This is a genomic window from Streptomyces sp. NPDC093149 (assembly GCF_044754145.1).
Classification (GTDB): Bacteria; Actinomycetota; Actinomycetes; order Streptomycetales; family Streptomycetaceae; genus Streptomyces.
This window is the reverse complement of record NZ_JBIVON010000009.1, coordinates 1-25,859: the sequence shown is the minus strand read 5'-3', so window position 1 is coordinate 25,859 and position 25,859 is coordinate 1. Positions and strand designations below refer to the sequence as shown.

22 protein-coding genes are annotated in these 25,859 nt (G+C 71.6%); 2 read left to right on the top strand and 20 right to left on the bottom strand.

Features of this window, described 5'->3' with window-relative positions:
* The first annotated feature begins 20 nt into the window (after positions 1-20).
* The gene (locus ACIQCZ_RS25555) at positions 21-359 is read left to right on the top strand and encodes a hypothetical protein (protein WP_402285127.1); all 339 of its coding nucleotides are present in this window, start codon (positions 21-23) and stop codon (positions 357-359) included.
* Positions 360-448: 89 nt separating this feature from the next.
* On the opposite strand, the gene der is transcribed toward ACIQCZ_RS25555, so the two are convergent.
* The 6 genes from der to ACIQCZ_RS25525 form a co-directional block, all read right to left on the bottom strand.
* Entirely contained in the window at positions 449-1,918 is a 1,470-nt protein-coding gene (der, locus tag ACIQCZ_RS25550; protein ID WP_351074767.1) for a ribosome biogenesis GTPase Der, read from the bottom strand.
* Between the two features lie 63 nt (positions 1,919-1,981).
* Positions 1,982-2,665, bottom strand: a complete 684-nt coding sequence (locus tag ACIQCZ_RS25545; protein ID WP_402285126.1) for a lysophospholipid acyltransferase family protein — start codon at positions 2,663-2,665, stop codon at positions 1,982-1,984.
* Positions 2,662-3,378, bottom strand: coding sequence for a (d)CMP kinase (gene cmk, locus ACIQCZ_RS25540; protein WP_376221433.1), 717 nt, complete (start codon positions 3,376-3,378; stop codon positions 2,662-2,664). The genes ACIQCZ_RS25545 and cmk overlap by 4 nt, the downstream gene beginning before the upstream one ends.
* A gap of 124 nt (positions 3,379-3,502) precedes the next feature.
* Entirely contained in the window at positions 3,503-4,588 is a 1,086-nt protein-coding gene (locus tag ACIQCZ_RS25535; RefSeq protein WP_402285123.1) for a prephenate dehydrogenase, read from the bottom strand.
* On the bottom strand, positions 4,585-4,947 hold the full coding sequence (gene aroH / locus ACIQCZ_RS25530) for a chorismate mutase (protein WP_351074760.1): 363 nt from the start codon (positions 4,945-4,947) through the stop codon (positions 4,585-4,587). The genes ACIQCZ_RS25535 and aroH overlap by 4 nt, the downstream gene beginning before the upstream one ends.
* Positions 4,948-5,125: 178 nt before the next feature.
* Positions 5,126-8,497 carry a hypothetical protein gene (locus tag ACIQCZ_RS25525; protein ID WP_402285121.1) on the bottom strand — a complete coding sequence of 1,124 codons (3,372 nt, stop codon included), beginning with the start codon at positions 8,495-8,497 and terminating at the stop codon, positions 5,126-5,128.
* Between the two features lie 112 nt (positions 8,498-8,609).
* Between ACIQCZ_RS25525 and ACIQCZ_RS25520 the strand changes: the two genes are divergently transcribed.
* Positions 8,610-9,314 (top strand): DNA polymerase beta superfamily protein, encoded by a 705-nt coding sequence (locus ACIQCZ_RS25520; RefSeq protein WP_402285119.1) that lies wholly within the window; start codon positions 8,610-8,612, stop codon positions 9,312-9,314.
* 431 nt (positions 9,315-9,745) lie between these two features.
* Here the strand turns inward: ACIQCZ_RS25520 and ACIQCZ_RS25515 are convergent, their stop codons facing one another.
* From ACIQCZ_RS25515 to ACIQCZ_RS25450, 14 genes are all read right to left on the bottom strand, one after another.
* A complete protein-coding gene (locus tag ACIQCZ_RS25515) occupies positions 9,746-10,543 on the bottom strand; it encodes a DNA polymerase beta superfamily protein (protein ID WP_402285117.1) in 798 nt (265 codons plus the stop codon).
* A gap of 3 nt (positions 10,544-10,546) precedes the next feature.
* On the bottom strand, positions 10,547-11,569 hold the full coding sequence (locus tag ACIQCZ_RS25510) for an ADP-ribosylglycohydrolase family protein (RefSeq protein ID WP_402285115.1): 1,023 nt from the start codon (positions 11,567-11,569) through the stop codon (positions 10,547-10,549).
* A complete protein-coding gene (locus ACIQCZ_RS25505; RefSeq protein WP_402285113.1) occupies positions 11,566-12,300 on the bottom strand; it encodes an NUDIX hydrolase in 735 nt (244 codons plus the stop codon). Before ACIQCZ_RS25505 ends, ACIQCZ_RS25510 begins: the two co-directional genes overlap by 4 nt.
* Positions 12,297-13,406 (bottom strand): AAA family ATPase, encoded by a 1,110-nt coding sequence (locus ACIQCZ_RS25500; RefSeq protein ID WP_402285111.1) that lies wholly within the window; start codon positions 13,404-13,406, stop codon positions 12,297-12,299. Before ACIQCZ_RS25500 ends, ACIQCZ_RS25505 begins: the two co-directional genes overlap by 4 nt.
* On the bottom strand, positions 13,403-14,098 hold the full coding sequence (pnuC, locus tag ACIQCZ_RS25495) for a nicotinamide riboside transporter PnuC (RefSeq protein WP_402285110.1): 696 nt from the start codon (positions 14,096-14,098) through the stop codon (positions 13,403-13,405). The genes ACIQCZ_RS25500 and pnuC overlap by 4 nt, the downstream gene beginning before the upstream one ends.
* Before the next feature lie 182 nt (positions 14,099-14,280).
* A complete protein-coding gene (locus tag ACIQCZ_RS25490) occupies positions 14,281-15,387 on the bottom strand; it encodes a pseudouridine synthase (RefSeq protein WP_402285108.1) in 1,107 nt (368 codons plus the stop codon).
* Positions 15,387-16,034 carry an SMC-Scp complex subunit ScpB gene (gene scpB, locus ACIQCZ_RS25485; protein ID WP_402285107.1) on the bottom strand — a complete coding sequence of 216 codons (648 nt, stop codon included), beginning with the start codon at positions 16,032-16,034 and terminating at the stop codon, positions 15,387-15,389. The genes ACIQCZ_RS25490 and scpB overlap by 1 nt, the downstream gene beginning before the upstream one ends.
* A complete protein-coding gene (locus tag ACIQCZ_RS25480; protein ID WP_402285105.1) occupies positions 16,031-17,119 on the bottom strand; it encodes a segregation/condensation protein A in 1,089 nt (362 codons plus the stop codon). The genes scpB and ACIQCZ_RS25480 overlap by 4 nt, the downstream gene beginning before the upstream one ends.
* A gap of 110 nt (positions 17,120-17,229) precedes the next feature.
* Complete coding sequence (locus tag ACIQCZ_RS25475; protein ID WP_402285627.1) at positions 17,230-17,841, bottom strand: hypothetical protein; 612 nt, start codon at positions 17,839-17,841, stop codon at positions 17,230-17,232.
* Positions 17,838-18,956, bottom strand: a complete 1,119-nt coding sequence (locus tag ACIQCZ_RS25470; RefSeq protein WP_351074738.1) for a ParA family protein — start codon at positions 18,954-18,956, stop codon at positions 17,838-17,840. Before ACIQCZ_RS25470 ends, ACIQCZ_RS25475 begins: the two co-directional genes overlap by 4 nt.
* Positions 18,957-19,324: 368 nt before the next feature.
* Entirely contained in the window at positions 19,325-20,440 is a 1,116-nt protein-coding gene (gene ald, locus ACIQCZ_RS25465; RefSeq protein ID WP_391740456.1) for an alanine dehydrogenase, read from the bottom strand.
* A gap of 143 nt (positions 20,441-20,583) precedes the next feature.
* Entirely contained in the window at positions 20,584-22,647 is a 2,064-nt protein-coding gene (locus ACIQCZ_RS25460) for a tetratricopeptide repeat protein (protein WP_402285103.1), read from the bottom strand.
* A gap of 305 nt (positions 22,648-22,952) precedes the next feature.
* Complete coding sequence (locus ACIQCZ_RS25455) at positions 22,953-23,579, bottom strand: NUDIX hydrolase (protein ID WP_351085806.1); 627 nt, start codon at positions 23,577-23,579, stop codon at positions 22,953-22,955.
* A gap of 89 nt (positions 23,580-23,668) precedes the next feature.
* Complete coding sequence (locus tag ACIQCZ_RS25450; protein WP_402285100.1) at positions 23,669-25,354, bottom strand: CTP synthase; 1,686 nt, start codon at positions 25,352-25,354, stop codon at positions 23,669-23,671.
* Positions 25,355-25,859 lie beyond the last annotated feature (505 nt).

The following is a 25,859-nucleotide window of genomic DNA, read 5'->3' as shown; positions in this document are numbered from 1 at the left end:
GACCGAGCCCGATCCCTGCCATGCGTCCCTCGCAGGAACCCTCGGGCGGTCAGTCCCAGACCCCGATCTACGACGCGCTGTACTCGGAGTACCGCCGGTCGTTCAGGGCGTTGCCGGGCGATCGGAGCGGCGAGGAGAATCTCGGCTTCATGGCCTTCGGCACCGGGCTCTTCGGCAGCCGTCTCCCGCTGAGCAGCCACTCCGGTCTCTCCACCGGCCTCTCCGTGCACGGCGCGACCACCGGACACGGCAGCGGCCCGAGCACACACACCGGCAGCCTCGGTTCCTGGCAGCGGGTGGGACGGCACTCCGGGCGCACCCAGCCCGCGGCACTGCCGCCGGGATCGCGAGGGGCCTGACCGCGTGCAGAGGGGCCTGACCGTATGAAAGAGCCCCGGACCGTTCCGGCTGCGGAACGGTCCGGGGCTCTTTCCCGGGCCCTTGCGTACTACTTGTTGCGGCCGCGCTTCTCGCGCACCCGCACCGAGATGTGGATCGGGGTGCCCTCGAAGCCGAACTCCTCGCGCAGGCGGCGCTCCACGAAGCGCCGGTAGCCGTGCTCCAGGAAGCCCGAGGCGAACAGCACGAAGCGCGGCGGCTTGGTGCCCGCCTGGGTGCCGAAGAGGATCCTGGGCTGCTTGCCGCCGCGGACGGGGTGCGGGTGCGAGGCGACGATCTCACCGAGGAAGGCGTTCAGCCGACCGGTGGGGACGCGGGACTCCCAGCCGGCGAGGGCGGTCTCGATCGCCGGAACCAGCTTCTCCATGTGACGGCCGGTGACCGCGGAGACGTTGACCCGCGGGGCCCATGCGACCTGCGCGAGCTCCGTCTCGATCTCGCGCTCCAGGTAGTAGCGGCGCTCCTCGTCGAGGGTGTCCCACTTGTTGTACGCGATCACCAGGGCACGCCCGGCCTCCACGGCCATGGTGACGATGCGCTGGTCCTGGACGCTGATGGACTCGGCGGCGTCGATCAGGACGACGGCGACCTCGGCCTTCTCCACGGCGGCGGCGGTACGCAGCGAGGCGTAGTAGTCCGCGCCCTCCTGGAGGTGGACACGGCGGCGGATACCGGCCGTGTCGATGAACTTCCAGGTGATGCCGCCGAGCTCGATCAGCTCGTCGACCGGGTCACGGGTGGTACCCGCGAGCTCGTTGACGACGACGCGGTCCTCGTTCGCCACCTTGTTCAGCAGCGAGGACTTGCCGACGTTCGGACGGCCGATCAGCGCGATCCGGCGCGGTCCGCCGATCACGGTGCCGAAGCGCTGTGCCGGGGCCTCCGGAAGCGCTTCGAGTACGGCGTCGAGCAGGTCGCCCGTGCCGCGCCCGTGCAGCGAGGAGACCGGGTGCGGCTCGCCGAGGCCCAGCGACCAGAGCGCGGTGGCGTCCGCCTCTCCGCTCTGGCCGTCGACCTTGTTGGCGCACAGCACGACGGGCTTGCCGGCCCGGCGCAGCAGCTTGACGACGGCCTCGTCGGTGTCGGTGGCGCCGACGGTCGAGTCGACCACGAAGACGACCGCGTCGGCGGCCTCGATCGCGTACTCGGCCTGGGCGGCGACGGAGGCGTCGATGCCCAGCACGTCCTGCTCCCAGCCGCCGGTGTCGACGACCTTGAAGCGGCGGCCCGCCCACTCGGCCTCGTAGGTGACGCGGTCACGGGTGACTCCGGGCTTGTCCTCGACGACCGCCTCGCGGCGGCCGATGATCCGGTTCACCAGCGTCGACTTGCCGACATTGGGGCGGCCGACGACGGCGAGCACGGGCAGCGGTCCGTGACCGGCCTCCCCGATCGCGCCTTCGACCTCTTCGGCGTCGAAGCCCTCCTCCGCGGCGAGCTCCATGAACTCCGCGTACTCGGCGTCGCCAAGCGCTCCGTGCTCGTGGTCCGAGCCGTCGGAGTGAATCTGGTCGTTCATGAAGTCCGTTCCTCTTTGCATCATCATCGATGGGCCACGACCACGCGGCCCACTACTCAAGTCTTACCTACGCCCGGTGAAACGCCTGGCCTCGTCCAGGTGGGCGGTCAGCCGGGCCTGGATCCGCACCGTCGCCTCGTCCAGCGCCTTGCGTGTCCGCCGCCCGCCACCGCCCTTGTCCGAGCTGCCCGCCCCCTCCTGCGCGACGAAGGCATCGCCGAAGACGACGTCGACCCGGCTGCGCAACGGCGGCAGTGCCGATATCAACCGTCCGCGGCGCTCGGTGCTTCCCAGTACGGCCACGGGCACGATCGGCGCCCCGCTGCGAACCGCGAAGTACGCCAGCCCGGCACGCAGCGAGGCGAAGTCGCCATCGCCCCTGGTGCCCTCGGGGAAGATCCCGAGCACCCCGCCGCTCTTCAGCACGCCGAGGGCGTCGGTGATGGCGGTGCGGTCGGCGGTCGTACGGTCCACCTTCAGCTGACCGATGCCGCGCAGGAACGGGTCGAGCGGGCCGACGAACGCCTCTTTCTTGATCAGGAAGTGGACGGGCCGGGGCGCGGTGCCCATCAGCATCGGACCGTCGATGTTGTGGGAGTGGTTCACCGCGAGTATGACGGGTCCGGAGGCGGGGACCCGCCACGCACCGAGGACGCGGGGCTTCCACAGCCCGTACATCAGCCCGATGCCGATCCCGCGCCCCACCGCCGCGCCGCGCGGCGTGGGCGAGCCCGTGGCTCGGGTCACTTCGCGGCCCGCTTCTCCTCGACGAGGGTGACGACACACTCGATGACCTGCTGAAGGGTCAGCTCGGTGGTGTCCACCTCGACGGCGTCGTCCGCCTTGGCCAGCGGGGAGGTCTTGCGGCCGGAGTCGGCCGCGTCCCGCTTGATCAGCGCCTCCCTGGTGGCGGCGAGATCGGAGCCCTTCACCTCCGAGCTGCGGCGGGCGGCACGCGCCTCCGGCGACGCGGTGAGGAAGATCTTCAGGTCGGCGTCGGGCAGCACGGTGGTCCCGATGTCACGGCCCTCGACCACTATGCCCCGCTCGGCCGAGGCAGCGATGGTGCGCTGCAGCTCGGTGATCCGGGTGCGCACCTCGGGGACCGCGCTGACGGCGCTGACCTTGGAGGTGACCTCCTGGGTACGGATCGGGCCCGAGGCGTCCTCGCCGTCGACGGTGATGGTCGGGGCGGCCGGATCCGTACCGGAGACGATGACCGGCTTGGCGGCGGCGGTCGCCACCTCCATCGCGTCCTGCACGTCGATGCCGTTGTTCAGCATCCACCAGGTGATCGCCCGGTACTGGGCGCCGGTGTCCAGGTAGCTCAGGCCGAGCTGAGCGGCTACGGCCTTGGACGTGCTGGACTTGCCGGTGCCGGAGGGCCCGTCGATGGCGACGATCACTGCGGCCGGGGCCGTCCGGGCGGCGGCGCTTGCGGTTTCCACGGTGGTGGACACCTTCCTGGTACTCGGGGTGGGCGGGACGGGGACGCGCGAACCCGCCCCGCACAAGGTTACCGAGTGCCGGAGGGGTCCTCTGCACCCCTGTGGACAACCTCCTCGCGGGCCCGCCTCCCGGGGCCTACTGGCGCAGCGACCAGCCCCGCTCGCGCAGCGCCGCGCTCAGCCCGGCGACCGCGCTCGGCTCGACCATCAGCTGGACCAGGCCGGCCTGCTGCCCGGTGGCGTGCTCGATGCGGACGTCCTCGACGTTGACCCCGGCCCGTCCGGCATCGGCGAAGATCCCGGCCAGTTCGCCCGGCCGGTCGCTGATGAGCACGGACACGATCTCGTACGAGGTGGGGGCCGTCCCGTGCTTGCCGGGCACCCGGACCCGTCCCGCGTTGCCGCGACGCAGGACGTCCTCGATGCCTTCGGTGCCTTCGCGGCGCCTGTCGTCGTCACCGGACTGCAGACCGCGCAGCGCCCGTACCGTCTCGTCCAGATCGGCGGCGACCCCGGCCAGTACGTCGGCGACCGGCCCGGGATTGGCGGAGAGGATCTCCACCCACATCCGGGGGTCGGAAGCGGCGATCCGGGTGACGTCCCTGATGCCCTGGCCGCAGAGACGTACGGCCGTCTCGTCGGCCTCCTCCAGACGAGCGGCGACCATCGACGAGATCAGCTGCGGGGTGTGCGAGACCAGGGCGACGGCCCGGTCGTGCGCGTCGGCGTCCATGACGACGGGGACGGCACGGCAGAGGGCCACCAGTTCCAGGGCGAGGTTCAGGACCTCGGTGTCGGTGTCCCGGGTCGGGGTGAGGACCCAGGGACGGCCCTCGAAGAGGTCCGCGGTGGCGGCGAGGGGTCCGGATCGCTCCTTCCCGGCCATGGGGTGCGTACCGATGTACGGGGTGAGGTCGACGCCGTGTTCCTCCAGCTCACGGCGCGGGCCGCCCTTGACGCTGGCGACGTCGAGGTAGCCGCGGGCGACGCCGTCCCGCATGGCCGCGGCCAGGACCGAGGCCACATGGGCGGGCGGCACGGCGATGATCGCCAGGTCGACGGGGCCCTCGGGCGCCTGGTCCGTACCGGCGCCGAGCGCGGCCGCGGTACGGGCCGACTCGGGGTCCTGGTCGACGAGGTGGACATGGATGCCGCGCCCGGCCAGGGCGAGGGCCGCGGAGGTGCCGACGAGGCCCGTTCCGATGACGAGGGCGGTTCTCACTGGGCGATGTCCTTGCGGAGGGCGGCGGTGGCTCCGAGGTACACGTGTGCGATCTCGGACTTGGGGAGGTACGTCTCGACGTGCGCGAGGATGCGCACCACCCGGGGCATCGCGCCCACGACGTCCAGCTCCTGGGCGCAGATGAGCGGTACGTCGACGATACCGATCCCGCGTGCCGCGGCGGCCGGGAAGTCGCTGTGCAGATCGGGGGTGGCCGTGAACCAGATGCTGATCAGATCGTCCGCGACGAGGCTGTTGCGCTCCAGGACGGCGGTGAGCAGGGCACTGACCCGCTCGCCCATGTGTCCGGCCTCGTCCCGTTCCAGTTGGACGGCTCCACGGACCGCTCGTACCGCCACGTCGTGCTCCTCGCTTCTTCGTGCGTGCCACGCCTGCTGTCCGTTTGCGTGATCTTTCCGCGTGATCAGCCTAGGGCGTGTTTCGAAAGTCCCGCCTGCGTGCTCTGTCGGTGAGACGGGGCGCCGGCGCCGTGGTGGTCGGCGCCGGTGGCCCAGGCGGCGCCTCCGGCGCTTCCGGTCAACCGGCGCTCGTCCGACGGCTCCGGCGGACATCGGCCAGGAGCGCCGCCTCCGCGACGTCCGGATGTGCGCTGCCCTTCAGTGCGGACAGCTCGTCCGGCCAGGGGGCCGCCCACCGGGTGTGCCCTCCCGCCCGCACCACCAGCTCCACGGCGGCCAGCCCCGCGACGGCCGATCCCCGCGCCCGCAGCGCGGCCACCACCGTGCCGATCGCCGCGAGCGGCAGTGCCTTCCGCGGCCCCCGCCGGTCGTACCGGATGGCGTCGAGGGAACCCGGCCGCTCCCCCGCGAGGGCCAGCCACCGGTCCCACCGCTCGACCGCCGCTCCGACCGCTCCCCCGGCCGCCTCCGCCGGCGCCGACTCGTCCACCTGGTCCGCCTCGTCCACCTCCGTCAGCGACGCGAGGGCCGCCGCGAGTGCCACCCCGGACGCGGTGCGGACGAGCCCCGCTTCCCGGAGCGCCTCGGTGACGGTGTCCAGGGCGGCGACCGGGCGCGGTGGGAAGTCCCGTTTCAGCGAGTCGAGGACGAACAACGCGTCCCACCGCTCCTCCCCGTCCGCGGAACCGGTCTGGTTCACCACCGCGTCGAGTGCGCCCTTGAGCGCCGACCGCCCCTCCCCGGTGGTCGCCCACGCGCACAGCAGGCGCGCCGCCTCGCTGCGGACCCCGCTCGGGCGGCCGCTGTCGGTCACCGCGGCGGCGACGGCGTCGCGGGCAGGGGCGGTTCCCGCCGTGCCGAGGAGCGCGTGGGCGGCGGCCGCCGCGGACACCGACTCGCCCGTGGCCACCGTGTGCGCGAGGAATCCCGCCAGGGCGTCGGCGGCCGACGGCCGGTCGGGCCGCGCCGCCATCACCCGTTCGCGCACCGCCGCATGATGCAGTTGCGCCGTGACCCGCTCCGCGACACCGGCCGCATCCATACGGGTCGCGAGCACCCCGGCCATCGTGGCGTGGACGTCCCGGTGCTGTCCGGGTACGTCCCATCCGGCCAGCACGGCCGCGAACGCCGCCGGGGAGGACCGTTCGGCCAGCCCGCGCACCGCCGCCTTCCGGCTGCCGACGGACCCGGTGACGTCCCTGACGACCCGGCTGAGCAGCGCCACGGCCCCCTCGTCGGGCACCGTGCCGAGCAGGGCCCGCACACCGGTCATCGCGGCCCGCCCCCGTACCCCTCCCTGCCCGGCGTGTCCGAGCAGGAAGTCCAGGGTTTCGGTATGGGCCTGGGCACCACCGCTGTCCGCGGCGCGCTCCCCGAGCGCGGTGAGTGCGGCCGCGGCGACGGGCTGCGGCGCCGTCCCCGCCAGCGCGCGCAGACCGTCCGTCTCGCCCCAGAGGACGGCGGCGTCGGTCCGTTCCGGCAGGGGTGCCTCGTCGTCGGTGGCGACACGCGCCAGCTGCGCGTCGAGTGCGGTGCGCTGACGCGGCAGCCAGCGACCCAGGACGCTCCGGCGCATCCTTGGCACCCAGCGCGGTGGCAGTCCCGATCCCATCACGGTGTCGAGCAGGTCGGTACGGCGCCGGGCGAGGGTGCGCCAGACGACGGGCACGACGACCGACGTGGGCGCTGCGGCAAGGAGTTCGGCGCAGCGGCGCTCCCGGGTGACCGGGTCCGCGAGCCACAGTTCGGCCGCCTGCCGGGCGTGCTTTCCGCCCGACAGGTCCCGTGCCGCCCGGCCGATCGCCTCGTCCAGGGCGGGGATGTAGGGCAGATGACGCACGAACAGGGCCGCGAAGCACACGAGCGTGCGCTCCGCCATCGGGCCTCCGAGCTGCCACACACCGACAGCCGCGTCCCTGCCCAGCGGCAGCGGCCGGACGGTTCCGGGGCCGCGCGGGTCGGCGAGGACCCGGAGCAGCAGGCCGATGACCGCTTCGGCCCGGTGCAGGTCGCCGTTGCGGGCTGCGCTCACCGCCGTGCGCCGCAGCCATTCCTCGGCGGCCAGGAGCGACGCCCGGGTCGAGTCGCGGGACTGCACCGTGGTCATCGCGGCATCGCGCAGAGCCGCGTACGGTGCCGCGTCCAGCAATGCCTCCGGGACGGCGCCGGCCGCGGCCAGGGTCGCCCGGCGCACCTCCTCCTGGTCGTGCCAGGCCCGTTCGCAGGTGGTGAGGACACGCGCATACTCCTTTGGATCCCCGTGCAGCGCGGCACAGACCAGGAGGGCGGGCCAGGCCGCTGCCCGGTCGTACGGGCGGTGCGCGGTGGCGAGTTCGCGCAGGCGCGGCTCGCCGTCTGGCAGCGGGAGCAGGGCCGAGACGAAGGTGCACGGGTAGGTGCGGCGCCCGGCCCGTCCGGTCAGCCAGCGTGTGGCGATCTCCGCCCTGTCGGCGGGTGCGAGGGCGGCGACGCCGCCGAGTTCGCCCCGCCAGTCGGTGAGTCCGTCGCCCGATCGCGATTCGACCACGCGCCGCCGTTGCGCCGGGGGCAGCAGGGCGAGCAGCGGCTCGGGGGCCTCGTACGCCCCCAAGGACGCCGGCCCCCTGGGGGATTCGACGCGCAGGACACTCGCGAGCAGGGCGATGTCCTCCGGCGCGCAGGAGGCGAGGGCGCTCAGCGCCCGCCGCGGCAGCGGCTGCGCGGCCAGGGGCAGGCGTGCAGCGCCGGTTCGGCGCAGTGAGGCCAGTACGGCGGCGGGGTCGCGCAGCAGTGCGGCCATCGTCGTACCGGTGACCAGATGCGGGGCCCGGTCGAGCAGCAGCATCCCGGCCGACGGATCGCGGGTGCCGAGGCGGGTCACCAAAAATGTGCTGCGTGCCCGCAGACCCCTGGGTTCGGACCGTTCGGCGTTCTTCGCGGGCAGCCGGTCGGCGAGATGGGCGGCGAGTGCGGCCGGTGCGGTCCGGGCGAGGGCGTGCAGGACGCCGGGCGGCACCTGGACCAGCCGTGGCAGCCACTGTTCGGCGGTGCAGGGCGTGCAGGCGGGAAGCAGCCGGGCCGCGTCCTCGTCGCCGTGCCGTGCGTGCACGCGGGGCAGCAGCCGGTCGGCGAGTGCGGACCGGCCCGACAGCCGGAGGATCCGGTAGGTGTGGTGGCGTACGTCCCTCAGGTCGCCCAACGCCAGTTCTGTCAGGACCTGTTCGTCGACCGGAAGCCGGATCGCGGCGGCCAGGGCGCGCGGTCTGAGCAGCGGATCCGTGAGTGCCCGGGCGACCGCGTCGAGGTCGCGGCGGACGACGGCCAGGAACAGTGCCAGTCGGCGTTCCTCGGGGTCCCCTCGGTCGAGGGCCCGTTGCGCGGCGCGGTAGGCGGCGTCGTCCAGGGAGCGGGTGTGTTCGGCGATGGCCCGCATCCGGGCCGGGTACGGAAGGTGTGCATACCTGGTGTGCAGAGCGGTTGCTTCTTCTCTGGGGTACGGAGGTGTCGTCATCGCGCTCACCGGAGGGGGGCGCGGCGTGCCTTTCCGATCATCGTCATGGCGGCGATCGTGGCACCGGAAGAAGTCCGGGGCAACATCTTTTCGCTCACGTACCCTCGCGGGCATGATCACCCCCGACCCCGTGGCGCTCGTACGCGACCACACGGTCTACTCCTGTGTGATGGGCTCACGCGCGTTCGGGCTCGCCACGGAGGACAGCGACACCGACCGGCGCGGCGTCTTCCTCGCGCCGACCCCGCTGTTCTGGCGGTTCGACAAGCCACCGACGCACATCGAGGGTCCGGCACAGGAGCAGTTCTCCTGGGAGCTGGAGCGCTTCTGCGAGCTGGCCCTGCGGGCCAACCCCAATGTTCTGGAGTGCCTGCACTCGCCGCTGGTGGAACACATCGACGCGGTGGGCGGTGAACTCCTTTCCCTGCGGGCGGCGTTCCTGTCCCGGCTGGCCCATCAGACCTTCGTCCGGTACGCGCTGGGCCAACGCAGAAAGCTGGAGGCGGACCGACGGCAGTACGGGGAGCCGCGCTGGAAGCACGCCATGCATCTGTTGCGGCTGCTGACCAGTTGCCGGGATCTGCTGCGCACGGGCGAGCTCACGATCGAGGTGGGCCCGGCCCGGGAGGAACTGCTGGCGGTGAAGCGCGGCGAGGTGCCCTGGGCGGAGGTCGAACGCCGTATGACCCACCTGGCCGAGGAGAACGACGCGGCGGTCACCTCCTCACCGCTGCCGCCCGAACCGGACCGGGCCCGGGTGGAGGACTTCCTGATCCGCACCCGCCGGGCGTCCGCGCTCCGGCCCGAGGAGAGCTGAACGGCCCGACGGGGCCTCAGCACCCCTTCCTGCTGATCCGGTTCCGGTGCACGGCCCTCGGCGCTCCCCACGGCGATGCGGGCAGCGGAGCCCGCACCTCGTGGAAGCGTGCGGAGTCGAACCCGTCCGCCGTCCTGCGGCTTTTCCGGACCAAGAGGCCGTCCCTCAGGTGAACACTCCGTGGTCGCACCTGACGCAGGGCCAGGCGGCTTCGAGCGTTCGCCCGCCGATGCGGGAGACGGGCTGCAGGGGTCTTCATCCGTGGTCGCGCAGGAAGGCGGGGATCTCTTCGCGGGTCGGGGAGTTCGGCAGGGGTGCGGGCTTGTCCTCAAGGAATGCGGTGATGACGGTGGCGGCTCGGATACGCAACGAGTGGCGGCCGGACCGGAGAGGTGATGCACACGCCTCCGGTGCATCACCCCGTGGTCCGGTCAACACCTCGAAGACGCCCGCCCCCGCAACCGTGCGCGCACCACTAGATCGTGCAGCGCGTCGAAGCCGCCGGCCACCTCGGGAAGTCCCGATGCCGCCTGCGCCTCGTCGAGCACCCCGTGCAGCATCTCGACGTCCCGGGACACCGCCCTACCGTCCGCACACTCTGCGACACCGTGCTCGGCCCCGGCCTTCGCGTCGATCAGCCCGGGCAGATATGCCGGAGCAGCCACCTCCCCGATGAGCGTCGGCAGATGGGCGCACACCTCACCGCTGCGCATCAGGTGGACCCCGGTGAGCAGCGCCCGGAACGTGTACAGCAACGGCTTCAGCTCGCCGGACTTCTCGAAGAGCCGCCACTGGGTACGGGCGAATCCCCGGTAGTGATGGGCGTGCTGCCGGGTGAGCACACCGGGCGCCAGATCCCTCAGTTCCGCGTGCAGGTCACTCGTGTGCACGACCAGCGGAGACAGCAACTGCTCCAGCACGTAGCCGTTCGGCTTCAGCATCAGCCGGACGAACTTCCGCAGATCGTGGGTGACGAGGTCCATCTCGACCCCGTCCCGGTCCCACATCCGCGAGCGTGTCTCCTCGGGCCGGCGCAGTCCGACGAGTTCTTCCGCGGGCAGGAGATGGACCCCCCGAAGGTCCACATCCGAGTCCCTGGACGGAAACCCGTACAGATGCGCCCCGGAGACCGTGGCGAACAGCAGCGGGTGGCGTTCCCCGGCGAGCACCGGGCCGAAGTCCGTGACCGGCAGCCTGGCTTCCTCTGGGCGCGTCGTTTTGCCTTGCATGGATCAAGCGTCCCAGAGCGCCCCCAGCGAGAGCAGATCGCTCCGGTACTCGATCCGCTCCGCCCACTCCTTGGGCCAGGCCCCCGCGCCCAGGTGCGCCCCGGCGAGCGCGCCGGTCAGGCAGCCGAGGGAGTCCGAGTCGCCCCGGGTGCAGGCGGCGCGGCGCAGCGCGGTGACGGGCTCGTCGGGGAAGAGCAGGAAGCAGTGCAGGGCCGTGGCCAGGGCCTCCTCGGCGATCCACCCGTCGCCGGTCGCCTCGCAGGGGTCGGTCTCCGGGGACGGGTCGCGCAGCGCGTCCTGGACACGGGCCAGGGCGGCAAGGCATTCGTCCCAGCCCCGCTGGATGTACAGCTCCGGCGAGGAGTCGCCCGCGTACCGCCAGAGGTCGCCGAGCCAGCGCGTGAGGTAGCGGCTGCTGTTCTCGTACGCGTATCTGCGCAGTTGCCCGATCAGACCCCTCGGCTCCGCCCCCTGTGCCAGCAGGTACACCGCTCGGGCCATCAGATCGGACGCGGCGAGCGCCGTCGGGTGCCCATGGGTGAGGGCCGCCTGCAACTGGGCGGCGCCGGAGCGCTGTTCGTCGCTCAGCCCCGGCACGAGTCCGACCGGCGCGACCCGCATGTTGGCGCCGCAGCCCTTGGACCCGGTCTGGCTGGCCTCCTGCCAGAGCCGGTCGCTGTCGAGCAGGCGGCAGGCGGTCATGCAGGTGCGGCCGGGGGCACGGTTGTTGTCGGGCGAGTGGTACCAGTCGACGAACTCCTCACGGACCGGGCGGGTCAGCCGCAGCGCGGTGAGCAGCCCTCGGTCCATGGCGGTCCGGATGCCCCTCCCCAGGGCCAGTGTCATCTGGGTGTCGTCGGTGACGATCGCCGGTTTCGGCAGCCGCATCCGGCGCCACGGCCCGCACTTGGCGAGGATCGACGGCACGTTGTTGAACTCGGTCGGGAAGCCCAGTGCATCGCCGAGCGCGAGCCCGGTCAGTGCGCCGGTGGCGGCCTGTTTGGTGATGGTCCTGGTCACGATCACGAGGTTCTTCCTTCCGGTCTCAGGAGTGGAGGGTGCAGTGCGGTGGCGGCGCCCGCCCGGTAGAGAGCGGCCGGTTTCCCCCGTCCGCCGGTGCGGCGCGGCGGACCCTCCACGGCCTGCACGAAGCCGGGCGTGGTGAGGACCTTGCGCCGGAAGTTGGGCCGGTCCAGCTCGACTCCCCAGACCGTCTCGTACACCTGCTGGAGCTCTCCCAGGGTGAATTCGGGCGGGCAGAAGGCGGTGGCCAGGCAGCTGTATTCGAGTCTGGCGCCGATGCGGTCGTGTGCGTCGGCGAGGATGTGGTCGTGGTCGAAGGCGAGCGGGCCGACGGTTCGGACGTCCCACCACTGGGCGCTGGCGGCGTCTCCGCCGCCACGGGGTTCGGGCAGGTCGGGTACGAGTGCGGCGTAGGCGACCGAGACGACCCGCATCCTCGGGTCGCGGTCCGGCGCGCTGTAGGTGCGCACCTGCTCCAGGTGGAGGGCGGAGACGGTGCCCTCGGTGAGGCCGGTCTCCTCGGCGAGCTCCCGCCGGGCGGCGTCCTCGGCGGACTCGCGCGGCTGGACGAAGCCGCCGGGCAGTGCCCAGTGGCCCTTGTAGGGGTCCTCGCCCCGTTCGACGAGCAGGACGTGCAGCCGGGTGTCGCGGACCGTGAAGACGGCGAGGTCGACGGTGACCGCGAAGGGTTCGAAGGCGTACGGGTCGTAGCCTGCGGGGGCATTGGCGTTCATCGGTGCTCCGGGAGGGGGGCGGCGAAGTCCCAGCCGGCGGCGAGCAGGGTGTCGACAGCGGCGACGGCGGTGGCCAGGCGCTCCTCACGGGTTCCGGTGAGCTCGATGAACTCCCTTCCGGTACGGGCGAGTTCGGCCCGGAACCGGTCGGTCATCCAGGGCCGCAGCTCCTCGCCGTCGCGCAGCCCGTCGTCCTCGAAGGGAACCCCCTCGTGGTCGGTGAGCAGCCACAGATGGTGGGCGACCCGGTCGGCGGTCTCCTCGACGAGCGGGTTGCGTCCGCCGATGTACCGCTCGTGCCAGACGGTGGTGGCGAAGGAGTCCGTGTCGCAGAAGAGCACCGGCGACCCGGTGCGCGCGGCCGCCTCCTCCTCGGCGTTCTGCTTCTCGGCGATCAGCGGGAAGTCGTCGGTGCTGAAGGCGACGTCCTCCCACTGGGCCCCGGGCCACCGGGCACGCAGCGCGGCCAGCTTCTGTTCGCTGAACTCCCGTCCGTACTCGTCGACGCATCGGGTCCGCGCCCAGACACCGCCACGCCGCCGGTAGTGGTCGGCGAGGGCGCGGGCCGTCGTCGTGGTGCCGGTGGATTCCGCGCCGAGGACGACGATCCGGCGGGTGAGCGCGGCCCGTACGGGCGGTTCGAGGAAGTCCCAGCAGCCGACCGGGTCCTCGCGGACGGCGGTGCCGGAGACCGGGAAGACCGTGCGGTCGGGGTCGACGCAGACGGACTCGGCACCGAATCTGCGGGCCAGTTCGTCCCCGTACGACTCCGAGGTGAAGACGGCGTCCACCGGTTCGGGCACGGCCTCGGTGAAGACGGCCATGTGCGCGTCCCAGATCGCCGGGTCGTGGAGGTCCATGTGGACGTCGTCGACGGCGCCCACGACCCGTGCGTCCGGGTGCACCTCCCGCATCCAGGCCACGCGGTCGGCGAGCGGTATGGATTCGACGGAGGCGGCACACACCAGGACGGTCAGCCGCTCGCAGCGGTCCTGCGCGGTGCGGACGAGGTGGTGGTGGCCGGCGTGCGGCGGGTAGAACTTGCCGAGGACGAGCCCGTGCGCGAAGCGCTTCGCGCCGCCGCCCCGTGGAAACCGACCGCTCACAGCGACCCCCCACGCCCCCGGCCCGCGCCGACCTCGTACCCGGTTGCCGCCGCCACCTCCGCGGGCCGCCGACCGGCGAGATCTCGCCGCCAGTTGCTCAGGCCGATCAGGCACAGCGTCAGGAAGCCGACGTACAGCAGCGAGGTCAGATAGAGCTCCTTGTACGCGTACAGCGGGATGTACACCACATCGGCGGCGATCCAGAGCCACCACGACTCGACGAGCTTCCTGCACTGCCCGTACGTCGCCGTCAGCGACAGCGCGGTCGTCAGGGCGTCCCAGAAGGGCACGGTCGAGTCGGTGGCGTGGTCGAGCAGGACGGTGAGGGCGAGGGTCCCCACCACCCCTGCCGCGAGCAGCCAGGTCCATTCGGTGCGCGAGGTGCGCCGCACCGGCAGGTCCGGCGTCCCTGGTCCACCCCCGTGGGTCCAGGTCCACCAGCCGTACGCGGCAAGGGCGATGAAGACGATCTGGAGTCCGGCGTCGGCGTACAGGCCGGACTGGGCGAACAGCAGGATGAAGAAGAGGTTGTTGGCGATGCCGATCGGCCAGTTGGCGAGGTGCTGGCGGGCCACGAGCCACACGCACAGCGCCCCGCTGCCGAAACCGAGCACCTCGGTCCAGCTGACCGGGGTGTCGAGGACCGTCACCAGGGGCTGTTGCAGGGGATCGAGGACATCCGCGAGACTCACTCCCGCCTCCTTAATAGTCAGTCTGACTATAAAGGTGGAACAGTCGCAGCAAAAGGCCCGCGGCCGGTTCCTGTTCGAAAATCGAAAGCAGGAACCGGCCGCGGGCCGTGGAGCGGACGGAGCCGGGGCGGAGCGCCCGGACGGTCCTACGGCTGGTGCACGATGGAGAGTGCACCAGGCTGTTACAGGCCGACCTCGCGCATCAGCATGCCGACCTCGGTGTTGGTGAGACGGCGCAGCCAGCCGGACTTCTGGTCGCCCAGCGGGATCGGCCCGAAGGACGTCCGTACGAGCCGCTCGACCGGGAAGCCGGCCTCGGCCAGCATCCGGCGGACGATGTGCTTGCGGCCCTCGTGGAGGGTCACCTCGACCAGGTAGTTCTTGCCGGTGTTCTCGACGACCCGGAAGTGGTCGGCGCGGGCGTAGCCGTCCTCCAGCTGGATGCCGTCCTTGAGCCGCTTGCCCAGGTCGCGCGGGAGCGGTCCCTGGATGGCGGCCAGGTAGGTCTTCTTCACCCCGTACTTGGGGTGGGTCAGGCGGTGGGCCAGCTCGCCGTGGTTGGTGAGCATGATGATGCCCTCGGTCTCGGTGTCCAGCCGGCCGACGTGGAAGAGCCGCGTCTCACGGTTGGTGACGTAGTCGCCGAGGCACTGACGGCCGTCCGGGTCCTCCATCGAGGAGACGACACCGGCTGGCTTGTTCAGCGCGAAGAAGAGGTACGACTGCGCGGCGACGGTCAGACCGTCGACCTTGATCTCGTCCTTGTGCACATCGACGCGCATGCCCTGCTCGACGACGATCTCGCCGTTGACCTCGACGCGGGCCTGCTCGATCAGTTCCTCGCACGCGCGGCGCGAGCCCATGCCGGCCCTGGCGAGGACCTTCTGGAGCCGCTCGCCCTCCTGCTCGGCGCCCGGGAAGGTCTTGGGCGTCCTGATGTCGGGCTTGTTCGCGTACCTGTCCCGGTTGCGCTGCTCGATCTTGGCGTCGAGCTCACGCGGACGGGACGGGGCGCCCTGGCGACGCGCGCCGCCGCTCCGGCCGCCACCGGACTGTGCGGGCTTCGGACCGCCCTTGGCACCGCCGCGGGCCGCGGCGCCGCGGCCCTTGCGGGGACCGTCGCCGCTCTTCTCGCCGGTGGCGCCCACGTCGTAGCGGCGCTCCTCGGGCCGGGGCCGACGAGGACGCTGCTCCTGCTTGCCGTCGCGCCCGGCGCCGGCACCCCGGGGATTCCGGTTGCCGCCGCTCCTGCCGCTGCCGCTTCCGCTGTTCCTGCCACTGCTTCGCATCAAAATTCCGTCTTGTCGTCTGCGTGAGTTTCCGGGGTGTCCGGTGCGTCCGGATCGAACGACGGCACACCCTCTTGCGTCTCGGCCTCGATCGCGTCCGCCTCGGGGAGGAAGGGCGCGAGCTCCGGGAGCTCATCCAGGCCACGCAGGCCCATCCGCTCCAGAAAGTAGTTCGTCGTCCTGTACAGGATCGCACCTGTTTCGGGTTCCGCGCCCGCTTCCTCGACGAGGCCCCGCTGCAGCAGGGTCCGCATGACCCCGTCACAGTTCACGCCGCGGACCGCGGAGACCCTCGACCTGCTGACCGGTTGACGGTACGCGACCACCGCGAGGGTCTCCAGCGCCGCCTGCGTGAGACGCGCCTGCTGGCCGTCCAGGACGAAGCCCTCGACGGCCGCCGCGTACTCCGGGCGCGTGTAGAAGCGCCAGCCGCCCGCGACCAGCCGCAGGTCGAACCCGCGGCGCTGCACGGTGTACTCGTCGGCCAGCTCGCGCAGCGCGTCGGCGACGGCCCTGCGGGGCCGTTCCAGCACCTTGGCGAGGTGTTCCTCCGTGGCGGGCTCGTCGACGACCATGAGGACGGCCTCCAGCGCGGGCTTGAGATCGAGATCCGCGACGGGGGAACCCGTGGTGTCCTGCTGACTCATGCCTTCCCATCCTCCCGGACGTCCTGCGCCCCGGTCACCTCGGTGTCGAACTCGTCCGTCATGACGGGCCCGGCCCCCTCTCCCCCGGCCCAGCGCACCAGGAGCTCCCCGAGCGCCTCGTCCTGGTCCAGCGCCACGGCCTTCTCCCGGTACAGCTCCAGCAGCGCGAGGAACCGGGCGACGACAGTGAGGGTGTCCGACGCGTCCTCGGTGAGCACCCGGAAGCTGATCTCCCCGCCCCCGCGCAGCCGGGCCACCACGATCTCGGCCTGCTCCCGCACGCTGACCAGCGGCGCGTGGATGTGGTCGACGTACACCTGCGGCTCGGGCTTCGGCTGCATCGCCCGCGCGGCCAGTTCGGCGAACTTCTCCGCTCCGATCCTGATGACGACCTCGGGCAGCAGCTCGGCGTGGTGCGGCTCCAGGCCCACGGTCCGCGGGAAGCGCCGCCCCTCCGACTCCAGCCGGTCGCTGAAGATCTCCGCGATGCGTTTGTACGCACGGTACTGGAGCAGCCGGGCGAAGAGCAGGTCACGCGCTTCGAGCAGCGCCAGATCCGCCTCGTCCTCCACCTCCGCCGCGGGCAGCAGACGGGCGGCCTTCAGGTCGAGCAGGGTGGCGGCGACGACGAGGAACTCGGTGGTCTGGTCCAGGTCCCAGTCCGGCCCCATGGCCCGGATATGGGCCATGAACTCGTCGGTGACCTTGGACAGCGCGACTTCGGTCACATCCAGCTTGTGCTTGGAGATGAGCTGCAGCAGCAGATCGAACGGCCCCTCGAAGTTCGCCAGCCGCACGGTGAACCGCCCGTCGTCGGCCGGCTCGGGGGACGGGCCCGGTGGCACCGTCGCGACGGGCTCGGCAGGCGGTGCGGGATCCCGGGACCCCTCGGTCCCGGCAGGCCCGGCCGCCGCCGCATCCGACGGCGACGGGGCCGGGGACGCCTCATCGGTGCCGGGAAGCGGCACTACGGCGGGTTCGCCGTCGCCGCCCCCGGACACCGCAGGTGCCGGAGCAGGCCGACCGCCCGGACCCCGGCCCAAGGGGCGGCGAGAGGTGCGGGCGGGCTTGTCGTTCGTCGGCATGAGGGTCCAGGGGCAAACGGGATACGGGCGGCGGGCGAAGGCCCGCACGGAAGGGGCCGGGCCGCTCGGCCGACGGCGGCACCCCGGGCAGGCTACCGGCGCCCCGCCCGTCAGCGGCCGCGCAGCCGCCGTACGAGGATGCTCGCGTCGCCCCGCGACTCCAGGTCCGCGAGGACCACCGCGACGGCCTCGCGGACGATCCGTCCGCGGTCGACCGCGAGCCCGTGCTCCCCGCGCAGCACGAGACGCGCGTGTTCGAGGTCCATCAGTTCCTCGGCGGAGACATAGACGGTGATCTTCTCGTCGTGGCGCTCACGGCCGCTGGGCCGCCGGTTCGCCCCGCGCCCGCCGCCACGCCTGCGCTGCTGCTGGACGGCGGGAACCGCCTCCTGCGCGGACGACGGCGCCGGCGACTGCGCGGACGGCGGGGACTGCTGGGGCCTGCGCCCCGGCTGTCCCGCCACCGCGGCCCGGTCGCCGCCGCGGCTGCGCGGTTCCCCCGCGTCGGCGTCCGCCGCGGAGTGCTCCTCCCGCGCGGCGGCAGCGGTTCCGGTCTCCGTCGTGCCCGCAGCCGGCCCGTCGGCCCCGGTCTCGCTCTCACCGGCCGGACCGGGCACCCGGGCCTCGCCGTTCGCCTTGCGTCGCCGGTCCGCGGGGGACGAGGCCTGCAGACCCATCCCCCCGGTGGTACGGAACAGTTCGTCGGCCCCGGGCAGACTCACTCGGCGTGACACCGGGCGAGCACCTCCCTGGCGAGCTGGCGATAGGCGGCGGCACCGACCGAGTTGGAGGCGTACGTGGTGATGGGCTCACCCGCGACCGTGGTCTCCGGGAAACGCACGGTGCGCCCGATGACCGTGTGGTACACGTGGTCGTCGAAGGCCTCGACGACGCGTGCGAGGACCTCGCGGCTGTGCACCGTACGGGAGTCGTACATGGTGGCGAGGATGCCGTCGAGCTCCAGATCCGGGTTGAGGCGCTCCTGGACCTTCTCGATGGTCTCGGTGAGCAGGGCCACACCGCGCAGCGCGAAGAACTCGCATTCGAGCGGCACTATGACCTTGTGGGCCGCCGTCAGGGCGTTCACGGTGAGCAGGCCCAGCGACGGCTGACAGTCGATCACGATGTAGTCGTAGTCGGCCATCAGCGGCTTCAGGGCGCGCTGCAGCGTGGATTCCCGGGCGACCTCGCTCACCAGCTGCACCTCCGCAGCCGACAGGTCGATGTTGCTGGGCAGCAGGTCCATGTTCGGGACCGCGGTCTTCAGCAGGACCTCGTCGGCCGACATGCCCCGCTCCATGAGCAGGTTGTAGACCGTGAGGTCGAGCTCCATCGGGTTGACGCCGAGCCCGACCGACAGGGCTCCCTGCGGATCGAAGTCGACGAGCAGGACGCGACGTCCGTACTCCGCGAGTGCGGCACCCAGGTTGATGGTCGACGTGGTCTTGCCGACGCCGCCCTTCTGGTTGCACATCGCGATGATCTTCGCGGGACCGTGGTCGGTCAGCGGACCCGGGATCGGGAAATAGGGCAGGGGCCGACCGGTCGGGCCGATCCGCTCGCGGCGCTGTCGGGCAGCGTCGGGCGCGAGGGTGGCCGCGTACTCCGGATCGGGCTCGTACTCGGCGTCGGGGTCGTAGAAGTGCCCCTGGGGCACCTCGTCGAAGTCGGCGAAGTGGGCGGTGTCTCGGCCACTCTCGTTGCCGGCCATGGCGTTCACGTGTAGGCCGTCCATCATCTGGGGGGCTGTCGTCATGTGCTGGTGGGTGGCGAAGGTGCGGACAGCGACGGAGCCGACAGCCTCCAGCCCGTTCGGGCTCTGGCCCCGTGCAGGCATCCCTGGTTGAACACCCCCGGGAGTAAATGTCGACTCATTCACAAGTCGTCTTACCTCCTTGGATGTGACCAGGAAACTTATCGATAGGTCAGCGTGGCACCATGCCGACGATTGGCGACTCTATGGCGTGTCACCGCTCCGCAGCAACACAATCCGCCGGACCCGGCCCGATGTGTCGGCAATCGAACACCTCCCTGTCAAGGGCACGCAGCCACCGGCGCACACTTTTAACAGGTGCACGAATCGGTTGAAGGGTTACGTTCGAGACGAGTTGCGCGGGGACCCCACGGGGCCCGACATGAGTCCGGCCGGACCTTGCTCGGCAAGGTCCGGCCGGACTCATGGGGTTGACGGAAGATGTTGACCCGTCAGCCGAGGAGCGAGCTCAGCTCGACGTGCGGCAGACCGTGCGCCTCGGCCACCTCGCGGTAAACGACCTGTCCGTCATGGGTGTTGAGCCCCTTGGCCAGTGCGGCGTCACGGCGCAGCGCCTCGACCCAGCCACGGTTGGCGAGCTCCACGATGTACGGCAGCGTGGCGTTGGTGAGTGCGTACGTGGAGGTGTTCGGCACCGCGCCGGGCATGTTCGCGACGCAGTAGAAGACCGAGTTGTGGACCATGAAGGTCGGCTCGGCGTGGGTCGTCGGGTGGGAGTCCTCGAAGCAGCCACCCTGATCGATCGCAATGTCGACAAGTACACTTCCGGGCTTCATCTTGGCGACGAGCTCGTTGGTGACGAGCTTCGGGGCCTTCGCGCCCGGGATGAGCACGGCACCGACGACGAGGTCGGCCTCGACGACGGCCTTCTCCAGCTCGAAGGCGTTGGAGACGACCGTCTGCACCTTGGTGCCGAAGATCTTGTCGGCCTCGCGCAGCTTGTTGATGTCCTTGTCGAGCAGCGTGACGTGGAAGCCGAGGCCGACGGCGATCTGCGTGGCGTTCCAGCCCGAGACACCGCCGCCGATGACGACGGCCTTGCCGGCCGCCGTGCCGGGGACCCCGCCCGGCAGCACGCCGCGGCCACCGGCCGAGCGCATCAGGTGGTAGGCGCCGACCTGCGGGGCCAGCCGGCCCGCGACCTCGGACATCGGGGCGAGCAGCGGCAGCGCGCGGTTCGCGGTCTCGACCGTCTCGTACGCGATGGCCGTGGTGCCCGACTCCAGCAGCGCGTCCGTGCACTCGCGGGAGGCGGCGAGGTGCAGGTACGTGAAGAGCGTCTGGTCCTTGCGGAGGCGGTGGTACTCCTCGGCGACCGGCTCCTTGACCTTGAGCAGCAGGTCGGCGGCGGCCCAGACCTCGTCGGCGGTGGCGAGTATCTGCGCTCCGGCGGCGATGTACTCCTCGTCCGTGATGGAGGAGCCGGCCCCGGCGTTCTCCTCGACGACGACCTGATGGCCGTGGCGGACGAGCTCGTTCACACCGGCAGGCGTGATCGCCACGCGGAACTCGTTGTTCTTGACTTCGCGGGGGATGCCGACCTTCACGTCGATCACGGTCCTTGACTCAGAGGGTTACCCGGACACAGCTACACATATCCGGATAGACACTGCGTAAATGGAGATACCGCGAGCACACGCGGTACAGCCAGTTTAATGAAGGACTTCTCACTGTCTAGCCTTACAAAGCATTATTTTTCAGTGACCGCACTGCGGATTTCGCAGGTTGCACCCTTCTCGCCCAGCAATCTGTCGGCCAGACCCCTGTGCAGCCGGGCCGCAGCCGGGTCGCCGAGCCGTTCGAGGGTGTCGGCCAGCCGCAGCTCCAGCGCCGCCTGCAGCCGTACGTCCCCCGCCCGCCTGGCCCACTGAACGGCCTCCTGGCAGGTGTGCAGCGATTCGCGCGGGCGGCCCGCGTACTCCTGCACCCGGGCGGCCTCGCTCAGCGCCCGCGCCTGGGCCGGGACATCGCCGAGCCTGCGGTACCCGGCGGCGGCGGCGCGCCAGTTCCGCAGCGCCTCGCCGTACCGCCCCGCATAGGTGTGGACGGCGCCGAGCCGCCCGTACAACCGCGCCTCGTCGGCCCGCTCGCCCTGGGTGAGCCGCTGCGCCAGCGCCCGGCCGTACCAGTCGGAGGCCCGCTGGAAGTCCCCCAGCTCGGCGTAGGCGCCGCCTACGGATTCCATCGCGCGGCCGGTGGCGTACGGGTCCTTCGCGGCCCGTCCGGCGTCCAGCGCGGCGCGGTAGCGGGCCAGCGCCTCCCGCGTACGGCCGGTCCTCGCATCGAGGTCGGCGAGGTTGAGCAGTGCGGCGGCCCGCTCGCGCGGCAGATCGCGCCGTTCGGCGACGGCCAGGACCAGACCGTGCAGCCCGTACAGGTCGGGCGCGGCGGCCTCGGTGCCCTGATGCACGGCCAGCGCCCGCACCAGAGCCGCCACCAACCTCCTTGCCAGAGTGTCGAGTTCACCGTCCTCGACGGCGATTCTGGCCGAGGCCAGCAGCGCGGGCCGGCGCATTCGCAGCCATGCGGCGGCCGCGTCGGGGCCGGAGAAGCGCAGCGAACGCGGCAGCCCGGCGAGCTTGCGGCGGGCCGGGGAGCCCTCGGGGTCGGTGACCGCCCGGCAGGACTGCAACAGCCGTACGGTCCGCTCCAGCATCCGGGCCCTGGCCAGCTGGATCTCCGTCGGCCGGTCCCTGGCCCCCAGGAGCGCCCCCAGCAACGGGGCGAGGCAGCCGGGCACCTCGTACTGCGGCTCGTCCGCCCCGTCGGTGCGCAGCAGCCCCAGGGCCACGAAGTCGTCGAGGGTCGACCGGGCGGCCGAGACGGAACAGCCGGCCAGCGCGGAGGCGGTGTGCGCGTCGGCGAGCCCGGCGGGAGCGAGCGCGAGCAGGCGCAGTATCCGGGCGGCGGTCGCCGGCAGGGAGTCGTGGACCAGCCGGAAGGCGCGGGCCAGCGGGCGGGCACCGTTGGACTGCTCCGGCTCGTCCGGCAGTTCCCGCAGCTGTTTGGTGACATCGGCGACCGAGGCCATGGGACGGGCGGCGAGCCAGCCTCCGACCATCACCAGGGCCGCCGGCAGTCCACCGCACTCCTCGGCCAGGGTCTCGGCGGTCCGCGGGTCGACGGTGATCCTGACCTGGCCGATGAGCCGGGCGAGCAGCCGGACCGCCGAGCCCGCGTCCAGACCGCCGAGGGTGCAGGGGCGGACGCCCGGGATGCCGGTCAGCGGGCCCTCGGAGGTGGCGACGACCAGGCAGTCGGGGTCGTCCGGCAGCAGCGGGTCGACCTGTTCCGCGTCCACGGCGTCGTCGAGGAGCAGCAGGGTGCGGCGCCCGGCGAGCGCCTCGCGGAGCAGCTCGGAGAGCTCGTCCCCGTCCGCGCCGGGCGGCCCCGTCACGCCCAGCTGGTCGAGCAGCTCCCGCGCGGTGCGCTCGGTGGGAACCGGCGCGCCGCCGGGATCGGTGAGCCGGGCCCTGAGCGGTCCGTCCGCGTAGCCGTCGGTGGAGAGCAGCCGGCGGGTGAGTTCGTCGGCGAGCGCGGTGCGTCCGGAACCGGGACGGCCGGCGATCAGCAGGACCCGGGCGCGGGCGGCCTTGCGGCCGGCCAGGGTGTCCAGTCCGGCCCGCTCGATGTCGGCCCGTAGTGCCTTCAACTCGCGTTCGCGGCCGAAGAATCGGGGTGGGGCGGCGCCGGACGGCTCCTCGGTTCCCGCTGCCTCAACCGGGCCGCTGGTGTCCACCGCCTGATCCGTCACGGGCCACGCTCCACTTCGCTGCACGCATCGCCCGCCGGGACTCCGGTCAGGGCATTCCGAGCGTAGTTCAGGCGTATGGACGAATTCCGTGGAGCATGGCGCAGAGGTCCCCCGATCGGATCAGCATCTTTTCCGATCAGAAGATCTCGGTGATGTCGGTGATGCCGGTGAACCGTTCCGCGGTCCGCCGAGCCGCCGGTCAGGCCACCGATCGGACCACCGGGCTCCGGGCGACACCCCGCCCGGTCCTCCCCGGACGGCGCCTGCCCGTCGAACGGCCGGACCCCGAGCGGTCCTTGCCGTCGTCAGACCTCGAACGGACGGGCCGGCCAGGGCGCCTCGGCCGGACGCAGGGAATCGATCCCGTCACCGGCGCGCACCGCCGCGAGCGAGAGGACACCCACCACGAGGCAGTTGTTGTGCAGATCCCCGGCGAGCACCCCGCGCACCAGCTCCTGGAGCGGCACCCGGGCCAGCTCCATGTCGGCCTCCTCCTCGGAGACCTCGTAGCGCTCCCCGTCGGCCTCGGAGAGATTCCGGGCCAGGAAGATCCGTACGGCTTCGTCGCAGCCGCCCGGCGTGGTGTAGACGTCCGTCAGCACCCGCCAGTCCTCGGCCTTGGCGTACGCCTCCTCGTAGAGCTCGCGCTGCGCCGCGTGCAGCGGGTTCTCGCCGGGGATGTCGAGCAGTCCGGCCGGGATCTCCCAGAGCTTGTGGCGCACCGGGTGGCGGTACTGCCGCAGCACGAGGACCCGGTCCTCCTCGTCGATCGCGAGCACGGCGACCGAACCCGGGTGGACCTGGTAGTCGCGGCGTACGACCGTGCCGTCGGGCATCACCACTTCATCGGTGCGGACGCTGGTCTTGTTGCCGGTGAAGGGCGTCTTGGTCGCGGTGACCTGCCACTCCTCGGGCGTGTCCTGGAAACCCATCTACGTCCTCCCACGAAGAACAGAAACCGGGGCACGCATCCACAGTGGATCCGTACCCCGGTCAACGTTAATGCCTGTTCGCCGCCGGACTACTTGCCCGATGCGGCGGCCTGCTTGCCACCGGCCCCGGCACCCGTCCTGCGCTCGACGGCGGCCTTCACCAGGCCCGCGAAGAGCGGGTGCGGGCGGGTCGGGCGGGAGCGGAGCTCCGGGTGCGCCTGGGTGGCGACCAGGTAGGGGTGGATCTCGCGCGGGTACTCGACGTACTCGACGAGCTTGTTGTCCGGGGAGGTGCCGGAGAAGACCAGACCGGCCTTCTTCTCCAGCTCGGCGCGGTAGGCGTTGTTGACCTCGTAGCGGTGGCGGTGACGCTCCTCCACGTACGGCTGGTCGTCGTACGCCTCGCGGACCAGCGAGCCCTCGGCGAGCTTCGCCGGGTACAGGCCGAGGCGCATGGTGCCGCCCAGGTCGCCCGCGCCCTCGACGTACGCGAGCTGCTCCTCCATCGTCGAGATGACGGGGTGCGCGGTGGCGGCGTCGAACTCGGTGGAGTTGGCGTCGGGGATCTCGGCGAGGTTGCGCGCCGCCTCGATCACGATGCACTGGAGGCCGAGGCAGAGGCCGAGCAGCGGCACCTTGTTCTCACGGGCGTACTGGATGGCGCCGATCTTGCCGTTGACACCGCGGTCGCCGAAGCCGCCCGGGACGCAGATCGCGTCCACGTCGGAGAGCTGCCTGGCGGCGCCGGCCGGGGTCTTGCAGTCGTCGGAGGCGACCCACTTGACCTTGACCCGGGCCTTGTTCGCGAAGCCGCCCGCCCGGATGGCCTCGGTGACCGAGAGATAGGCGTCGGGCAGGTCGATGTACTTGCCGACGAGCGCGACGGTGACCTCGTGGTCGGGGTTGTGGACGCGGTCCAGCAGGTCGTCCCAGGTGGTCCAGTCGACGTCACGGAACGGCAGGTCGAGCTTGCGCACGACATAGGCGTCCAGGCCCTCGGTGTGCAGCACCTTGGGGATGTCGTAGATCGACTTGGCGTCCACGCAGGCCACCACGGCGGCCTCGTCGACGTCGCACATCAGCGAGATCTTGCGCTTGATGGCGGTCGGCACGTCACGGTCGGCGCGGAGCACGATGGCGTCGGGCTGGATGCCGATGTTGCGCAGCGCGGCGACGGAGTGCTGGGTCGGCTTGGTCTTGAGCTCGCCGGACGGGCCGATGTAGGGCAGCAGCGAGATGTGCACGACGAAGACGTTGTCCCGGCCGACCTCGTGGCGGACCTGGCGCACGGTCTCCAGGAACGGCAGCGACTCGATGTCCCCGACCGTGCCGCCGACCTCGGTGATGACGACATCGACGTCGTCGGTGGCCATGCGGCGGATGCGGTGCTTGATCTCGTTGGTGATGTGCGGGATGACCTGCACGGTGTCACCTAGGTACTCGCCGCGCCGCTCCTTGGCGATCACCTGGGAGTAGACCTGCCCGGTGGTGACGTTGGCGGAGCCGTCGAGGTCGACGTCGAGGAAGCGCTCGTAGTGGCCGATGTCCAGGTCGGTCTCGGCGCCGTCGTTGGTGACGAACACCTCACCGTGCTGGAACGGGTTCATCGTGCCCGGGTCGACGTTCAGGTACGGGTCGAGCTTCTGCATGGTGACCCGGAGTCCGCGCGCCTTGAGCAGGGCGCCGAGGCTGGAGGCAGTCAGACCCTTGCCCAGGGAAGAGGCGACACCCCCGGTGACGAAGATGTGCTTGGTCGTCGTGGATGTGGGCTGCATAGCCAAAGGGGGCTCCCGTGGTCGCGATCGTGAGGTGCGTACCGGCGTTGCCGTCCGGTCGTTCCGGAGGTGCCGTCGCTGCGGTTCGGGGGCCTCGTCCGCTGTTGCGGACGACCACCGGTCCACGGGCTACCAGGGTATCAGCGACCAGGGGAGGCTGCTTCCGGCCACACCCCGCACACTCACCACACAAGATCATCTCAAGCCCCTCACACCGCACCCGTTCGGCGCAGGTCCGTTGATGAGACGGTCGCGCAGATCACCCGGGTGCGTCGTATCCTGCTCGGACACTCGCTCCGGGCGAGGTTCGGAGCACGCAGGTTCCCCCACAACAACCCCTTGCGACGACCTCTTGACCCGCAGTAATGCCCTACGGGGTGACAAGGCCGTTCGACTGGAGATGCACGTGGCCGGGCGCATCGAGGATTACGCACTTATCGGAGACATGCAGACCGCCGCCCTGGTCTGCCGGGACGGCACAGTCGACTGGCTGTGCCTTCCCCGC

Excerpts from the sequence above, each read along its gene's own strand:
- ACIQCZ_RS25555 (WP_402285127.1), top strand. The coding sequence starts at position 21 with ATGCGTCCCTCGCAGGAACCCTCGGGCGGTCAGTCCCAGACCCCGATC.
- der (WP_351074767.1), bottom strand. The coding sequence starts at position 1,918 with ATGAACGACCAGATTCACTCCGACGGCTCGGACCACGAGCACGGAGCG.
- ACIQCZ_RS25525 (WP_402285121.1), bottom strand. The coding sequence starts at position 8,497 with ATGACGACACCTCCGTACCCCAGAGAAGAAGCAACCGCTCTGCACACC.
- ACIQCZ_RS25520 (WP_402285119.1), top strand. The coding sequence starts at position 8,610 with ATGATCACCCCCGACCCCGTGGCGCTCGTACGCGACCACACGGTCTAC.
- ACIQCZ_RS25515 (WP_402285117.1), bottom strand. The coding sequence starts at position 10,543 with ATGCAAGGCAAAACGACGCGCCCAGAGGAAGCCAGGCTGCCGGTCACG.
- ACIQCZ_RS25505 (WP_402285113.1), bottom strand. The coding sequence starts at position 12,300 with ATGAACGCCAATGCCCCCGCAGGCTACGACCCGTACGCCTTCGAACCC.
- ACIQCZ_RS25490 (WP_402285108.1), bottom strand. The coding sequence starts at position 15,387 with ATGCGAAGCAGTGGCAGGAACAGCGGAAGCGGCAGCGGCAGGAGCGGC.
- scpB (WP_402285107.1), bottom strand. The coding sequence starts at position 16,034 with ATGAGTCAGCAGGACACCACGGGTTCCCCCGTCGCGGATCTCGATCTC.
- ACIQCZ_RS25480 (WP_402285105.1), bottom strand. The coding sequence starts at position 17,119 with ATGCCGACGAACGACAAGCCCGCCCGCACCTCTCGCCGCCCCTTGGGC.
- ACIQCZ_RS25470 (WP_351074738.1), bottom strand. The coding sequence starts at position 18,956 with ATGCCTGCACGGGGCCAGAGCCCGAACGGGCTGGAGGCTGTCGGCTCC.
- ACIQCZ_RS25455 (WP_351085806.1), bottom strand. The coding sequence starts at position 23,579 with ATGGGTTTCCAGGACACGCCCGAGGAGTGGCAGGTCACCGCGACCAAG.
- ACIQCZ_RS25450 (WP_402285100.1), bottom strand. The coding sequence starts at position 25,354 with ATGCAGCCCACATCCACGACGACCAAGCACATCTTCGTCACCGGGGGT.